The sequence below is a fragment of the Mesoplasma entomophilum genome (assembly GCF_002804125.1).
GTDB classification, from domain to species: domain Bacteria; phylum Bacillota_I; class Bacilli_A; order Mycoplasmatales; family Mycoplasmataceae; genus Mesoplasma; species Mesoplasma entomophilum.
The window spans coordinates 789,342-806,003 of record NZ_CP024966.1 but is presented as its reverse complement, the minus strand read 5'-3'; the positions used below and the strand labels follow the sequence as shown (position 1 = coordinate 806,003).

Below are 16,662 nucleotides of genomic sequence, written 5' to 3'. Positions count from 1 at the left end.
AAACTTATAAAGTTGTATAATTTTAAAGAAGTAAAAGAAAGAGGATAAATAAATGACAAGACTATATCATGAAAAATTAGTTAATTCTACAGCTATGGTTAAAGCAGCACACGAAAACAAATATGCAATCGGTCACTTTAACATCAATAACTTAGAATGAACTAAAGCAATCTTAGAAGCAGCTCAAGCTTCAAACACACCAGTTATTTTAGGAACAAGTGAAGGTGCTATTAAATATATGGGTGGACCAATTACTGTTGTAGGAATGGTTAATGGATTATTAGAAGAATTAAACATCACTGTACCAGTTGCATTACACTTAGACCACGGACAATCAATTGAAATGGCTAAAAAATGTATCTTAGCTGGTTACTCATCAGTTATGTTTGATGGATCACACTTGCCATACGAAGAAAATTTAGCAAAAACAAAAGAATTATTAATTTTTGCTAACGAACACGAAATTTCAGTTGAAGCTGAAATCGGTTCAATTGGTGGAGAAGAAGATGGAGTTGTTGGAAACGGTGAATTAGGAGACCCAACTCAAGCAGCAGAAATTTCAAAAACAGGAATTTCAATGTTAGCTGCAGGAATCGGTAATATCCACGGAAAATACCCAGAATGATGAACAGGTTTATCATTTGATACTTTAGAAGAATTACAATCAGCATGTAAAATGCCAATGGTATTACATGGTGGAAGTGGAATACCTCAAGATCAAGTTGAAAAAGCTATTTCAATGGGAATTTCAAAAATTAACGTTAACACTGAATTACAATTAGCATTCAGAGACGCTACAAGAAAATACATTGAAGCTGGAAAAGACTTAGATGACAAAACAAAAGGTTTTGATCCAAGAAAATTATTAAACCCTGGATACCAAGCATTAAAGGAAACTTTTAACGAATTAACAGAATGATTTGGATGTAAAGGAAAAGCTTAATATCCTTAACAATTAATTAAAAAATCGCGAAAGCGGTTTTTTATTTGTTCTTTTAAATAAAAATGTTATATAATTTTTAAGTACTGAAAAAGTATCTATATGAAAACATAGTGTGAAAGGAGATACATCTATGCCAAAAAAAGATATTCAACCAAAATACTTCGAGGAAGCAAAATTTGTTTGTACAACATGTGCTAATGAATTCATTTGTGGAACTACAAAAAGAGAAGAAATGAGAATTGACGTTTGTTCAAACTGTCACCCATTCTTCTCAGGTGCACAAAACTTTGCAAACACTACAGGTCGTGTTGAACAATTTAAATCAAAATTTGCAAGAAAAGAAGCAATTAATGCTACTGCTCAAAAAAATTCTGAAGATCAAAAATCAAAAAACAAAGAAAATAAATAATTTAAGACCACAATAGTGGTTTTTTATTTAGCTAATTAGTTTAATTAAAGCCCCAAATGATTTAAAATATAATAAATGTAATGCTTAAAATTAGAAAGGGGAAAATATGCCATATAAAATTAAAAATTTTACCCCTGCGAATAATAAGGAAACACTTAAAAAAGTTGATTTTGAATCTAAACCTGGACAAATAACAAATGTTTATTTAGAAGCTGAAAAACAAAAATCTTTTAAAAAAATTATTCTTGGAAGACAAAAAAATAAAACAGGAAGATACCAAGTTGATAATGAAGATGTAATTAATAAAAATTTTATTAAACTTCATACAGAATATATTAAAACAGATACATGATTTCAGCGTTTAATACCTACTAAATGAATTTTAGCTCTTTCTTTACTTTCTGATTTACAATTTTTAAGAAATGCGAGAATAAAATATGCTGAAAAAAAATATGATTACCTGTCATTATTGGATTCAAAAAATGATCTTTCTGATTTAAAACTTAGAAGAGACATAGATGAGGCAATTAATAAATTTGTCAAATTTTCAAACGAATCACACGAAAAAATAGTTAATAATTTAGATCAAATTTTATCAAGATTAAATGAGAGTATGTCACAAAAAATGTTTAATGAATTTTCACCGCAAGTTAAAGTTTTGTCAAAAGCTTTATATGACATTGAAAAAGAAACATTACTTAAAAGAATGGAATTTAAATTTGTACAAGTTCTTTATGACAAAATTGAATCATTAAATGAATTGCGTGATTCTTGCACGTGTGAATTCAATACTAAAAAGTCTAACAATAAGCTATTAAGAAAAAGAAAAGCACTGTTTGAATATAAACAAACAAGATTTATTGTTGAAAAACAATTAAAATTTTTAAATATTCGATTAAATAAACTAAGATTAGAAAGTATTCTTTTAATATTTAGAAAAAAAACAATTAGTTCGCAGTTTAAATTTGAATTAGATAAGTTTTACAAAACATATTCAGTTTCAAAAGAAGTTCAACAAGAAGTTTCTTCAGAGTTAAATAATTGAAAAAAAGTTATTAAAGATAAATTTAACGATCAAAACTTTACTGAAAAGAAATTTTTATTTAGTTTCATAAAAACAGAGGTAAATTTGTTAACAAAATTTATTATTTCCAATATTCACAACTATCATAAATTAATTTTGACTGGTGAAATTAAATACGGAAATAAAAATGAGTTTTTATCACTTAGAAAACATTATAAAAAGCAAATTGTGCCAGTTGTAAAGCAAGCTGAAAATTGAATGGAGAGCAACTTTAAAAATTTAGACATAAATTTTGAATGGTTCTTAAAAGGAAGTTTTAAGCTTTCATCATTAAATATGATTTATGTAAAAATATTGAAAGCAATTAATCTAGGAAAGAAAAATATTGTGATTTCGGACTTTTTACACCTGCTAACAAATAGGGATTATGAAATGCTTTTTGAAACGATCACTAAGATAAATGAATTTTATCCAAATATATCATTTATTATCCTTCATTCCAAAACATTTACAATTAGTGATTTGTCTAAAAACAAAAAAATTTATTGATCAAAAAATGATGAATTAGTAAAAACAACAACAAAAGAATTTTTTGAAAAAAACTTGATAGATATATGCAAAAATGAATTGGGTGAATCAAATGTTTTTGCTTTTTCAAAAGAATCAGAAAATTTAATTGATGTTGAAAATAGATTATGAAATGTTAATACTAAAAAATTTAATGATAATGGTTTTATATTTATAAATCCCTTAGAAGTATCAACAGAGTTTATTGAGAATAATTCAGTCCCAATAAATGTTAGAATTATTAGGACAAATAAATATCATGACAAGAATATGTACTTTGGTGTAACAAGAAATAAAACCAAAATATACTTTTATTCTGAGGATAAAGAATTTGAAAGAGAAAATGAAGTAGTTCTTTACTTTGAAGAACGTTCTATATCAGCAATAATATAAGGAGAAAGAAATGAAAGAAATAAACTACAAATTATTAGTTAAAAAAATTAAAAAATATAACAATATTATTATTTTAAAACATATTAGACCAGATTGAGACGCACAAGGTAGCTCAATGGGCCTAGCATATTTAATTCAAGAAAATTTTGCAGGAAAAACAATTATTGTTCCTGGGGATAGATTAGATGATAATAAAGATTTCTACAAAGAAAAAATATCAGATGAATTTATCAAATCAGCTTTAGTTATTACAGTTGATACAGCAACAAAAGCAAGATTGGATTTTGACGGATACGATATGGCAATTGAAACATTTAAAATAGATCATCACGTTAATATAGATCCTTATGCAAAAAATGAAATTGTTCATGAAACAGCAATGGCGTGTACAGAAGTTATTACATTATGAGCAGAAGCTATGAAATTAAAATGAAATTCAAACGCAGCGTCAAATTTATATAAAGGATTAGTAACTGATAGTGGAAGATTTTTATTTCCTAACACAAGTTATAAAACTTTTAATGCAGCTAAGATTTTACTTGAAAACGGTGCAAATTTAAAAGAAGTTCATGATTCATTATTTGTTTCTGATTTAAAAAGAAAACAATACGCAAATTTTGCTTTTTCAAAATTAGTTTTATCAAAAAAGGGTGTAGGTCACATTACAATTACTAAAGAAGATCAAAAACCTTGAAAATACTCATATGAACAAATTAAATCAGCTTTAGGAACAATGAGTGGAATTGATGAAATTAAAATTTGAGTTTTAGTTATTGAACTTGATGATGAAATTAAAGTATCAATTAGAAGTAGAGATTTTGAAATTGATAAAGTAGCTAATAAATATGATGGTGGTGGACACAAATTAGCTAGTGGATGTAAATTAAAAACGCTATCAGACATAACTAAACTTGTTAAAGATTTAGACGCAGTTATTACAAAAGGCAGTAAGTAGTTATGATACCAAATAGAGATACAATTGAACAAAAACAACTAGGATGGGTTGAATTAATTACTGGTTGTATGTTTGCTGGTAAAACAGAAGAATTTATTAAGAGATTACGTAGACATGCATTTGCAAAAAGGAATGTAATTGCTTTTAAACCTGTTATAGACACAAGATATGCAGTTAATGAAGTAGCATCTCACGCAGGCACATTATTAGCGTCTATACCAGTAAATTCCACAAAAGAATTAAAAGAAAAATTAGAATCTAAAATATTGGAAAAAAAAGTTGATGTTGTTGGAATTGATGAAATTCAATTTTTTGATGAAGAAGTAGTTGATTACATTGAAGAACTGGCTGATCGAGGAATTATTGTAATAGTTACTGGTCTAGACAAAGACTTTAGAAGTCAACCATTCAAAAACGTCGATAGAATCTTGCCATTAGCAGAAATGGTTGATAAGTTGACAGCTATTTGTCAAAAATGTGGTAATTTTGCTAATAGAACACAAAGAATCATTGATGGAAAACCAGCTGAATGAAATTCTCCATTAATTTTAGTTGATGGTAATGATAGTTATGAAGCTAGATGTAGAAACTGTTATCAAATAGAGAAGGGGTAAAAATGAATCCAAAAACTTATGAAGCATTGGAGACAATGCAAAAAAGGGTTGAACAAATAGATAATGATTTGCAATCAGAAGAAATTGTATCTGATGTTAAAAAAATGTTAGAGCTTAACAAAGAACGCGCGAATTTAATTGAAGTTGTAGAAAAATTTATTGAATATAAAACCATCATTAAAGCCATCTCTGATGCAAAAGAAATTTTAGGTAATGAAAAAGATCCAGAAATGATTGAATTGGCTAAAATGGAATTGTCAGAAAATGAAAATGCTGTAGATCCAATTGTTAAAATAATAGAGGAACTACTTTTACCAAAAGACCCAAATGATGACAAAAATGTTATTGTTGAAATAAGAGGTGCAGCTGGTGGTGATGAAGCAAATATTTTTGCAGGTGACTTATTGAGGATGTACAAATTATATGCTGAAACTCAAAATTGAAAAATAACTATGCTTGATGCAAGTGTGTCAGAAGCTGGTGGTTTTTCACAAGTTTCATTTATGGTTAAAGGTGATAGGGTTTATTCAAAATTAAAATTTGAGTCAGGTGCTCATAGAGTGCAAAGAGTACCCAAAACAGAAGCAAAGGGTAGAATTCAAACATCAACAGCAACTGTTGCTGTTTTACCTGAAATGAGTGATGTTGAAATTGAAATTAAAAACAGTGATTTAAGAGTTGATACATACCGTTCATCTGGTGCTGGTGGTCAACATGTTAATACAACTGATTCAGCTGTTCGTATTACTCATATACCGACTGGTGTAGTAGCAGCTTCTCAAGATGGAAGAAGTCAACATGATAACAAAGATATAGCTATGACCATGTTGAGAGCTAGAATCTATGAAGCAGAGCTTGAAAAACAACAAGCAGAAGCTGATGCAACACGTAAAAACGCAGTGGGGACAGGGGCTAGAAGTGAAAAGATTAGAACATATAATTATCCACAAAACCGTGTAACAGATCATAGAGTAGGTTTAACTTTAAACAAACTTGATCAAGTTATGGAAGGAAAAATTGATGATTTCATAGTTGCATTAGTTAATGACGAACAACGTCAAAAAGTTGAAGCTCAGATACAAGATAGTGAATAAATTTAATATTAAGTTTGTTTTAAATTTACTTTCAAAAAATGAAAAAATTGGTAAATCAGACGCAATTGAAATAATTTCTTTTGTAACCAAAATCGAATATTCAGAAGTTTTATTTTCATTAGAAAAAGAATTATCAAGAAAGCATTTTAGACAAATTATTAAAATTTCAAAAAGTGTAGCTAAAGGGAAACCTTTAGCTTATATTTTAGGCTATAAGATTTTTAGAGGTCACAAAATAATAGTTAATAAAAACACTTTAATACCAAGAATGGAAACTGAGCAAATAGTTGACTTTGCAAATGATTTTATAAAAACTAATAATAGTAAAATGAATATTTTAGATTTATGTTCTGGGTCAGGTTGCATAGGTGTATCTGTTGCACTTGAAAATGATAAAGATATTAATAAAATAGTTTTTTCTGATATTTCAAAAAAAGCATTAGCTGTTACAAAGTTAAACATAATTAAAAATCAATTAAATAATAAATCTGAAATTGTAAAAAGTAATTTTTTAGATGCATTAATAACAAATAAAAATAAATTTAATATTTTGCTTTGTAATCCTCCGTACATAGATTTAAATGATGAAGACGTTGATTCAAGTACACTGAAATTTGAACCAAAAATAGCGCTATATGCAAAAGATGAAGGTTTGTTCTTTTATAAAAAAGCTATAACTAATATTGATGTAATAATGAAAACAGAGGAAAAAATGCTACTTGTATTTGAAATTGGTTGAAAACAAAAAAACGATTTGGAAATGCTCTTACAAAAAGAATTAGGTTTAAAATATAATTGAAAGTTTGAAAAAGACTACTTCAATAATTGAAGATATTTAATAATCAAAAATTAGGAGAACAAATGGAAAAAAAGGTTGAGTTTAAAAGTAAATTCAGAATGAATTTTGGAATTAAAAACAAAATCTCATCTATTCAAGAAAAAAATGCACACTTATACAAAGTCGCATTTTTTAGTATGTTTATTTTTCTTGTGCTTATGATACCAACCTATATATTTAGTTGAATTGCTTTTACTGACATAAACTTAAAAATATATTTTGATAATTGAAAAGAATTATCATTAATTTTAAAGTTACCATCTAAGGCGCAAATTGTAACGCCTGTTTACATTGGATGAGGCTTTTTTATAGCCACAATAATTGGTTTTATTTTACTTAAACCCTTTTTAACTGCAACTGGAGTTAATAATAAGGTGAAAGCAAGTTTTTGAATATTTGTTATTTCGTTTGGAATTTTAGCTGCTTTAATGTCTTCAATGGCACAATATGAATTTTCAAAATTTCAAGAGTTTTTTACTTTTGAATCACTGATAGATCAAGTTCAAAATCAGAGTACCAAAGAAGTTCCTTCTGTTATTACTGAGATTTCTAAACAATTTACTATTAACAGAAATCAAGCTTATAAATGAGCTTCAGAAGATGCTGTTTGATGAATATTGTTCATTCAAATAATAGCCATTTTCATGCTTTCATTAAGTATTCAAAATGCTGTTATTGTTGAAGCAGAAAGTTTAAATATCAATAAATACATTGATTACATAAGTAATAGAAAAAAAGAATTAGGTCAAAATAGAATGAAAGCATTCTTGACAAAAATATTTAAAAACTCAGATAAAAATATTTCAAACTGGACTATGTTTGCTGCTGGATGCATTATTTTGCCACAACTCATTTATGTAATTACCATTTCTTTTGATACAACAAAAGCTTCTATGTTAACTAGAACCGTTCATGTACTACCAGAACTTTTAAAAAGATACGGAATTGAAAATCCATTATCAGATGCTCAATTTTCTAATATCCTGAAATATGAAAATAGCTATTTTATATATTGTTCTCTGCCAATTATAGGATTAGGTACAACAATGGCAACTTTCATGTACTTTATATCGGTTTCAATTAGAGGAGAGAATAAATCACAAAATTTATTTATAACTCAATACTTTATAATTTATGCTAACTTAGTTTTGCTTACCTGCTTAAATATTATTTCAAAAGTGCAAGTTGGTAATTTAGTTGAAGCTTGAAATTTTGAACAAGCAAACGGTAATACTTCAGGTCACGATTTCATTGAAAAAATTAAATCAATTTTAGGAAATGATTATGAACAAATAAAAGGTGCATACTACCTGGATAATATAGGCACAAATATAAACTTTGCTTGAGAAAAAACAATTAATGTTATTGCTGAATCTATTATTTTATTCGGGATATTGATTTCTTCTTTCTTAATTATTGGATTTAATATTATGAAAACAACAATATTTAAAAAACGTGTTGGAGCTCAAATTTTGTTTTCAGAAATTTTAGCAAAAAGAAAAAGAGGAAATAAAAATGTTAAGTAAGGATCAAATTTTTAGAGCAAGCCAACAGTTAAAAAAAAATGAAGTTATTATTTTGCCAACTGACACAATATATGGTCTATCTGCTGCTTGAAATATAAAAAATGAAATAAAAATTAATGAAATAAAAAAAGCTAATTTAGAAAAACCATTAATTGTTTTAATTTCTGACATCAATCAGCTTGATATTTTAAATATTCAAAAAAATGAATATTGTGAGCTATTATTTGAAAAATCAACAACAGTCATTTTCAAAACAGTTAATGGGTCAGAAAATATCGGCGTTAGATTAATTGTGAGAGAAGATATAAAAGCTATTTTAGATTTAATTGGGCCAATATTTTCTACAAGTGTTAATAAGCATGGTGATAAACCAATAAATTCAAAGGAAGAATTGGAAAACTTTAATAAAAATATTAAAGTTTATTTTGATCAAGAAATATCAAATACTAAAGCATCAAGAATATTCAATTCTGTTACAAAAGTATGAGTTCGATAAAATTAAAACATTTTATAAATGATATTTCTGATTATTTTGAGTATGACGAAAATTTATCTATTTTAAATTTAGTCAAAGAAATTAGCTATGAAGATATTAATTTTAATTTAACATATTATATAGATGAAAACAAAAATTTGAATATTGATTCAATTGATCAATTATGTCAAAAAGAATTTCCATTCATTCAAAGCCCTTCAACAAAAGTTTTAGAGCAAATATTTTTAAGAAATAAAATAGCTAAAGAATTAATTATTAATTCAGTTATTCAAAGAAAATCTGAATCTTTAAAATTTGAAAAAAATAACGAAGATCATAAAATTGCAATTAATATAGCAAAATCAGTTGTACATGACTTAAATAAATTTATTTATAAAAATAAGATTAATCATTCTGTTGCTAATATACTTTTAGCTAATGTTCAGAAGGATATTAATTATTATGGAAAAATAGATTTGTTGCTTAAGTCAAATGATAATTGATTTTTATGCATTTTTAAATTTAGTAAATCACCTTATGAAGATAAATATAAATATGAGGCTCAACTTCAAAAAAAATTAATTGAAAACAACTCTAATATTAAAAATTTAAAAGTTTTTATATTCAATCCACTTGCAGATATAGTCGTAAAAGAATTAAACCTACAAAAATAAAGTTTTTTTAAGGATTTTAACAATTACTAAGTATTCTTTTTAACACTAAAGTGGTATATAATAAATAAGTAATTTATAAAAAGGAGAAGTTCGCATGAGAGATACTTATGATATTGTTTTTGATCACAAAGATAATAAACACTTCAACCAAGATTTAAGCAACTTAATCAAAAGATCACCTAATAATAATTTTGAAAAGTGATTGTTTAAGGACAAGCAATTAGAAAACTTTTCACCTATCACAATAGTCAATGAAAAAAATGAAATTATAGCAGCGCTAGGTATTTTAAAATTCGATGTTTTTATTAGCGGAGAAAAATGTAGTGCAGTGCAAGTTGGAAACTTTTTTGTTAAAGAAGCATACCTTAATGAAAATCTAGAAGAAATTTTAATTGAGGCAGCAATTTACAAATATTCTAACTTAGTTGACATTCTAATTTCATATTGTGGTATTAAGGATGAAGATATTTTAAAGAAATCTGGTTTTGAAAGAAGACAGGAATATTTATTTTTTCTTCCATGAAACAATAAGAAAAAATCAGAGTCTTCAAAAATCATTAAACTTGATTTATCAGTTTCCCATGATTTTGAATTAGTGAAAGAGGCAATTTTACATTCAAGCAAGCAGTCAAGTATTTTGGATACAAAGGGAGATAGCTTAGTTAAATTCCATAATATTCAAAAATATTTTGAAGATGATTTATGATATATCCCTTCACTACAAACAGTTGTTTGTTTTAGAGTTAAAAATGGTATATTTGATTTTATTGGATCATTTTCTTCACATAACATTGATTTAGAAGAATTATTAAATATTATTGTTCCAAACGGAATAAAAAGAGTTGATTTTGGTTTTATGCCAGATATTAAAGAAGGTATACATATAACAAAAACTGAATCATTCGTTAGAACGGGCATGAACTTGCATTCATGCTTATATTTAAGAGAAGTTACTACAGGTTTAAAAGATAAAAAATTTATGTTTCCGCTTCTTTCTAGACAAAAATAAAATTACGGACACAATGCTAAAAAGCTATTTGTGTTTTTTTATTATAAAAGAATATAATTAAGTTAAAATATTAAAGAAATATAAAGGAATTTTCTAATGTTTAAAATTACAAAAAGCATCAAAAAGCAAAATCATTTTATTAAATCAAGAAGTAAAGAAATAAATAATTGATTAATGGAGCATGGAATAAGTAAAAAAGAAGCTAAGAAATTGGTTATTTTTGCTCAAGAAAATATAATACTTAAAGTATTTTTAAACTTGATTAGTTTAGAAGGAAAAAACAAAAGAAAATTTATTACTGAAATAATTTATATAGTGCTTTATTCAAGATTACTTTACACAAACTTAGACGGCGCAGAAACAAAAGAAGTAAAAATTGAAAAGATAAAAATAACAAAAATAATTGAAACACTTTTGCCCACAAGTACCAATAAAAGTATTATGAAAGTTAATTATGAAAAAGAAGTTTTTAACGATATAAAAAACTTTTCCTCTTTTTCAGATGAAATTATTAACAAAAGAAAACATTTCTATTATTCTGAAATAGGAACTATATTTTCAAAAATATCAGATGATAATGGTGATTCTTTTTACAAATATGGTTACTTACTTTCAATGTATGTAATAACATATTTTGAATCAGATTTTGAATCAAATATAAATACATATAATAACTTTTTATTTAAATTAAAATTAAATGATTTATTAAGCGAATCTACAAAAGAAATTTCACCATTTTACTTTAATGGTATAATTTCAAAAGTTAATAAATGATTAACTAAAAAAAGCAAAATGTTTAAATTTAGGGAAGGTGCTTGATAATGAGAAAACCGTTTGTAGCAACAATTTCACTAATTGCAATGTACAGCATAGGTGGAGCATTATATGTAGCAATTAACTTATGCCTTAACTTTTTCATTTCAACACCATTGCCTTTTATTTTCTTTATTTCTATTACACACTTATTTTCAATGTCATGAGCTATTGTTGTTCTTTGCAATAGAAAAAGAAGAATTGAAACAAGAATTAGATGAGCGCTTTTTATTATTCTTATTCCATTTTTTGGTATTATTTCATATTTATTTTTAGGAAGAGTTTATAAATATAAAAAAAATAAAAACTATTTGTATAATAAAAATTCAGTTAGTGCTTTGCAAGCTAAAACTCAATACGATATTGAAAATTTAAAAGCTATTGAGAAAGAAAATCCAGAATTTAAAAGATCATTCATGATGACGTTTGAACAACAAAAGGAAAGCATATATACAAATACAGAAATCAAATACTTACAGTCAGGAAATGAATATTTTGCAAATTTACTAAACGATATTAATACAGCAAAGGAATACGTTTTGATAAATTGTTACATAATTTCAGAGGGTGAATTTTTAGAAAAACTGACTAATTTATTAATTCAAAAAATGCATCAGGGAATTAGAGTTTACATTATATACGATTTTTTAGGTAGTTATGGAAGATTTACAAAAAGCAAAAAAAGGCTATTACAAGAAGGTGCAAATATAATAGCATATTCTCCTATTCATTTTCCTTTTGTAAAATGAAACGCAAACTATAGAGATCATAGAAAAGATATTTCTATTGATGGAAAAATTGGTTATTTAGGTGGAATTAATATGTCAGATGAGTATATTAATAAGAGTGGTGTGTTTGGTTTTTGAAATGATTCAGCTATCAGAATGGTTGGAGAAAGTGTTCAAGAAATAGAATCAATTTTTAAAAAAGATTGAAACTTTTATGCTGGTAAAAAACAAAACAAAATTGAAAAGCTTGAGCCTATGTTTGGTAAAGTTAATAGAACTCGTTTTTTAACAAATGAATTTATACAAATTGTTTCTGATGGCCCAAACCATGAAAGACCAATTTGCTTGGAACTACTTTTAAATTTAATTCACTCTGCTCAAAATAGAATTTGATTAAAATCCCCTTACTTTATACCACCACCAGAAATTATTAATGCATTGTGTAATGCTGCTTCAACAGGACTTGACGTACGTATTTTACTTCCTGGAAGATCAGACAAGTTTTTATTATTGGAAGTATCAAAGCAATGAACTAAAAAAATGTTTGAAAACGGTGTTAAAATTTACTCAATGAATGACACATTCATTCATGAAAAAACTTATATTTTTGATGATTCAATATCATTTACAGGAAGCTCAAACTTAGACTATAGAGCTTTATTCTGTGATCAACAAACAATGGCTTTAATAAAATCTAATAGATTAAACGAAGATATTACTAAAAAAATGATTCATGATATGGAGAAATCTTTTGAATATAAATTTATGCCAAACAAAGATTTATCTATTTGAAAAAAAATTGTGGTTAAAGCTTACAATATAATGGCACCACTTTTATAAGGAGTCAAAATGAGTATAGAAAAAACAGTTTTCAGCCAAATTAACAAATCATATCAGGGTTTTAAAATGCTTGATGCTTTTTCATTTGATAATAATGTTAAAAACTTTTGAAACAACAATTTAAGAATTGAAAATATTGCTCAATTGCATGAATTAATAAAATTAATTAAGAGTTGTAAACAATATAACTTAGTTGCTTTTGAAGAGATTTTAAGTCATTTAGAAAATGAACTTATTTTCTACAAAAAAACACTTGCTGTCTTTTACAAAAATCCTCAAGATATGTCTGAATTTATTGAAGAGAATTTTTACAAATTATTTGTTGTGAGTTATCAAGAAAACAAAGATTATATAATTACTTCTGAAGATAATATTTCATTGTTGATAAAAAAAGTGATTGAAAATGAAGAAAAATACAATATTGAACAAAAAAGTGAGTTGTTAACCAAATTATTAAATTATATAAATCAAAATAAACAAAAAACTAAACTACAAAGTGATTTAATGAGTAATCAGCAAACTATAATTGCTTTAATTGAAATACTAAAAATAATATAAAAAAATACACTAGTTAAGATAAGTTTGAACTTTTCATTAATAAAGTGTATAATTTATTTATGTGAGTTCAACACACACGGAATTGTGAAAGGAGGAAATACAATGCCAACAATCAATCAATTAGTTAAAACAAATCGTAAAGCTAAAACTTGAAAAACAAAAGCACCTGCTTTAAACAGAGGGGTAAACTCATTGAAAAAGAAAGTGACTAAAGTTTCTGCACCTCAAAAAAGAGGAGTATGTACTCGTGTTGCTACAATGACACCCAAAAAACCCAACTCTGCGTTACGTAAATACGCTCGTGTTAGATTAACAAATGGAATGGAAGTTAATGCATATATCCCAGGAGAAGGTCACAACCTTCAAGAACACTCAGTTGTTTTAATTCGTGGGGGACGTGTAAAAGACTTACCAGGGGTACGTTACCACATTATTCGTGGAACATTAGATACTCAAGCAGTTAACAACCGTAAACAATCTCGTTCATTATACGGGGCCAAAAGACCAAAAAAATAATCTAATTAAGTTTAGAATAACCGTGAAATGAACCACAAATAAGTATCACAAATTTATAAATCATGAAAGGAGTCAAAAATATGCGTAAAAATAGAGCAGAAAAAAGAGACGTTTTAGCAGATCCAATTTATAACTCAAAATTAGTTACTCGTGCTATCAACAAAATTATGTTAGATGGTAAGAGAGGAACAGCTCAAACAATCATTTATGATGCATTTGACATTATTAAAGAAAAAACTGGTGAAGAACCAATTGAAGTATTTAACAAGGCTATCGAAAACATTAAACCACACTTAGAATTAAAAGTTCGTCGTATTGGGGGAGCTAACTACCAAGTGCCAGTTGAAGTTTCAGATGAAAGACAAGTTACTTTAGCTTTACGTTGATTAATCAACTATGCAAGATTAAGAAATGAGAAAGTTATGACTGTTAAATTAGCAAATGAAATCATTGATGCTGCAAATAACATGGGTGGATCAGTTAAAAAACGTGAAGACACACATAAAATGGCAGAAGCTAATAAAGCATTCGCACACTACCGTTGATAAGATCAACAATTATTTTATTTAGATAGGGGGCAAAATTATGCCAAGAGAATTTAGTTTAGAAAATACTCGTAACCTTGGAATTATGGCTCACATTGATGCTGGGAAAACTACTACTACAGAACGTATTTTATTCCACACAGGTAAAATTCACAAAATTGGTGAAACTCATGAAGGAGCTTCACAAATGGACTGAATGGCACAAGAGCAAGAACGTGGTATTACAATTACTTCAGCTGCAACTACAGCATTCTGAAAAAATAACCGTTTTAACATAATTGATACTCCGGGTCACGTTGACTTCACTGTTGAAGTTGAACGTTCATTACGTGTTCTTGATGGAGCTGTTGCAGTTCTTGATGGACAATCAGGAGTTGAACCTCAAACAGAAACTGTTTGAAGACAAGCAACTACTTATAGAGTTCCTCGTATTGTTTTTGTTAACAAAATGGATAAAACTGGAGCAGATTTCATTTACTCAGTTAAATCTATCGGGGACCGTTTAGGAGCTAAAGCTGCTCCAATTCAATTACCAATCGGTGCTGAAGATAACTTCACAGGATTAATTGATTTAGTTGAAATGAAAGCTTACGAATTTGATGGTAAAGCTGAAGAAATTGCTAAAGAAATTGAAATTCCTGCAGATTTAAAAGATCAAGCAGAAATTTTAAGAAGTGAATTAGTTGAAGCTGCTGTTGAATATGATGAAGAATTAATGATGAAATTCTTAGATGGTGAAGAAATCACTATTCCTGAATTAAAACAAGCAATCCGTAAAGGGGTTATTGGTGCAGAATTCTTCCCAGTATTAGCTGGATCAGCTTTCAAAAACAAGGGTGTTAAATTATTATTAGACGCAGTTGTTGACTACTTACCATCACCTTTAGATGTTCCTGCTATTAAAGGAATCTTACCAAATGGTGAAGAAGCAGAAAGACATGCAGATGACAATGAGCCATTCTCAGCTTTAGCTTTCAAAGTTATGACTGACCCATTCGTTGGAAAATTAACATTCTTTAGAGTTTACTCAGGTATTCTTACAAAAGGAAGTTATGTATTAAACTCAACAAAAGGTGATAAGGAACGTGTAGGACGTATTTTACAAATGCACGCAAACAACCGTAACGAAATCGAAGAAGTTTATGCTGGAGATATCGCAGCTGCTGTTGGTTTAAAAAATACTACAACAGGTGATACTTTAGTTGATGAAAAACATGAAATTATTTTAGAATCAATGGTATTCCCAGAACCAGTTATCCAATTAGCTTTAGAACCAAAAACTAAAGCGGATCAAGAAAAAATGGGATTAGCATTATCAAAATTAGCAGAAGAAGATCCAACTTTCAGAACATATACTGATGAAGAAACTGGACAAACTATTATTGCTGGTATGGGTGAATTACACTTAGATATTATTGTTGACCGTATGAGACGTGAATTCAAAGTTGAAACAAACGTTGGAGCACCTCAAGTTTCATACCGTGAAACAATTAAATTACCAGCAAAAGCTGAAGGTAAATATGTTAAACAATCAGGAGGACGTGGATCATATGGTCACGTTGTTATTGAATTTGAACCAAATGTTGATAAAGGATTCGAATGAGTTGACAAAATTACTGGAGGACGTGTTTCTAAAGAATACATCAATGCTGCACGTGTTGGTTTAGAAAACGCACTTACAAATGGGGTAGTTGCTGGATACCCAATGATCGATGTTAAAGCAACAATCGTTGATGGATCAATGCACGACGTTGACTCAAACGAAATGGCTTATAAAATCGCTGCATCATTTGCTTTAAAAGAAGCATGTAAAAAAATGAATCCAGTTATCTTAGAACCAATCATGAACGTTGAAGTAACTGTTCCAGATGAATATTATGGAGATGTAATGGGTAACATTTCATCAAAACGTGGATTAATCGAAGGATCAGAACAAAGAGGAAATGCACAAACAATTAAATCTAAAGTTCCTCTAACAGAAATGTTTGGTTATGCAACAGAATTAAGATCATTCACACAAGGACGTGGAAACTATACTATGATTTTCAGTCATTATGCTGAAGCACCTAGATCAATTGCAGAAGAAATTATTAAAAAATCAGGTAAGTAGTAATATATAATTGCACTTATTCATGTAAAAA

17 protein-coding genes are annotated in these 16,662 nt (G+C 27.6%); all 17 read left to right on the top strand.

Annotated features, from left to right (window positions below; all coding sequences use genetic code 4):
* Window positions 1-52: 52 nt before the first annotated feature.
* The 17 genes from fba to fusA all read left to right on the top strand — a co-directional run bounded on the left by fba (window position 53) and on the right by fusA (window position 16,631).
* On the top strand, window positions 53-943 hold the full coding sequence (fba, locus tag MENTO_RS03585; RefSeq protein ID WP_099651483.1) for a class II fructose-1,6-bisphosphate aldolase: 891 nt from the start codon (window positions 53-55) through the stop codon (window positions 941-943).
* 130 nt (window positions 944-1,073) lie between these two features.
* A complete protein-coding gene (gene rpmE / locus MENTO_RS03580) occupies window positions 1,074-1,352 on the top strand; it encodes a 50S ribosomal protein L31 (protein WP_099651482.1) in 279 nt (92 codons plus the stop codon).
* A 106-nt stretch (window positions 1,353-1,458) separates the two neighbouring features.
* Window positions 1,459-3,336 (top strand): hypothetical protein, encoded by a 1,878-nt coding sequence (locus tag MENTO_RS03575; RefSeq protein ID WP_099651481.1) that lies wholly within the window; start codon window positions 1,459-1,461, stop codon window positions 3,334-3,336.
* 10 nt (window positions 3,337-3,346) lie between these two features.
* A complete protein-coding gene (locus tag MENTO_RS03570) occupies window positions 3,347-4,291 on the top strand; it encodes a DHH family phosphoesterase (protein WP_099651480.1) in 945 nt (314 codons plus the stop codon).
* Window positions 4,292-4,293: 2 nt separating this feature from the next.
* Window positions 4,294-4,905 carry a thymidine kinase gene (locus MENTO_RS03565; RefSeq protein WP_099651479.1) on the top strand — a complete coding sequence of 204 codons (612 nt, stop codon included), beginning with the start codon at window positions 4,294-4,296 and terminating at the stop codon, window positions 4,903-4,905.
* 2 nt (window positions 4,906-4,907) lie between these two features.
* Window positions 4,908-5,999, top strand: a complete 1,092-nt coding sequence (prfA, locus tag MENTO_RS03560) for a peptide chain release factor 1 (RefSeq protein WP_099651478.1) — start codon at window positions 4,908-4,910, stop codon at window positions 5,997-5,999.
* On the top strand, window positions 5,992-6,852 hold the full coding sequence (gene prmC / locus MENTO_RS03555) for a peptide chain release factor N(5)-glutamine methyltransferase (protein WP_167372695.1): 861 nt from the start codon (window positions 5,992-5,994) through the stop codon (window positions 6,850-6,852). Before prfA ends, prmC begins: the two co-directional genes overlap by 8 nt.
* An 8-nt stretch (window positions 6,853-6,860) precedes the next feature.
* Entirely contained in the window at window positions 6,861-8,363 is a 1,503-nt protein-coding gene (locus tag MENTO_RS03550; RefSeq protein ID WP_099651476.1) for a hypothetical protein, read from the top strand.
* Complete coding sequence (locus tag MENTO_RS03545; RefSeq protein WP_099651475.1) at window positions 8,353-8,859, top strand: L-threonylcarbamoyladenylate synthase; 507 nt, start codon at window positions 8,353-8,355, stop codon at window positions 8,857-8,859. Before MENTO_RS03550 ends, MENTO_RS03545 begins: the two co-directional genes overlap by 11 nt.
* Window positions 8,847-9,512 (top strand): hypothetical protein, encoded by a 666-nt coding sequence (locus MENTO_RS03540; RefSeq protein WP_099651474.1) that lies wholly within the window; start codon window positions 8,847-8,849, stop codon window positions 9,510-9,512. Before MENTO_RS03545 ends, MENTO_RS03540 begins: the two co-directional genes overlap by 13 nt.
* Window positions 9,513-9,606: 94 nt before the next feature.
* The gene (locus tag MENTO_RS03535; RefSeq protein WP_099651473.1) at window positions 9,607-10,521 is read left to right on the top strand and encodes a hypothetical protein; all 915 of its coding nucleotides are present in this window, start codon (window positions 9,607-9,609) and stop codon (window positions 10,519-10,521) included.
* A 96-nt stretch (window positions 10,522-10,617) separates the two neighbouring features.
* Window positions 10,618-11,343 carry a hypothetical protein gene (locus MENTO_RS03530; protein ID WP_099651472.1) on the top strand — a complete coding sequence of 242 codons (726 nt, stop codon included), beginning with the start codon at window positions 10,618-10,620 and terminating at the stop codon, window positions 11,341-11,343.
* Complete coding sequence (cls, locus tag MENTO_RS03525) at window positions 11,343-12,902, top strand: cardiolipin synthase (protein WP_167372694.1); 1,560 nt, start codon at window positions 11,343-11,345, stop codon at window positions 12,900-12,902. The genes MENTO_RS03530 and cls overlap by 1 nt, the downstream gene beginning before the upstream one ends.
* A gap of 9 nt (window positions 12,903-12,911) precedes the next feature.
* Entirely contained in the window at window positions 12,912-13,460 is a 549-nt protein-coding gene (locus tag MENTO_RS03520) for a hypothetical protein (protein WP_099651470.1), read from the top strand.
* Between the two features lie 102 nt (window positions 13,461-13,562).
* Window positions 13,563-13,976 carry a 30S ribosomal protein S12 gene (gene rpsL / locus MENTO_RS03515; protein ID WP_011183521.1) on the top strand — a complete coding sequence of 138 codons (414 nt, stop codon included), beginning with the start codon at window positions 13,563-13,565 and terminating at the stop codon, window positions 13,974-13,976.
* A gap of 80 nt (window positions 13,977-14,056) precedes the next feature.
* Window positions 14,057-14,524 carry a 30S ribosomal protein S7 gene (gene rpsG, locus MENTO_RS03510; protein ID WP_099651469.1) on the top strand — a complete coding sequence of 156 codons (468 nt, stop codon included), beginning with the start codon at window positions 14,057-14,059 and terminating at the stop codon, window positions 14,522-14,524.
* A gap of 37 nt (window positions 14,525-14,561) precedes the next feature.
* Window positions 14,562-16,631 carry an elongation factor G gene (gene fusA / locus MENTO_RS03505; protein ID WP_099651468.1) on the top strand — a complete coding sequence of 690 codons (2,070 nt, stop codon included), beginning with the start codon at window positions 14,562-14,564 and terminating at the stop codon, window positions 16,629-16,631.
* Window positions 16,632-16,662: the final 31 nt, after the last annotated feature.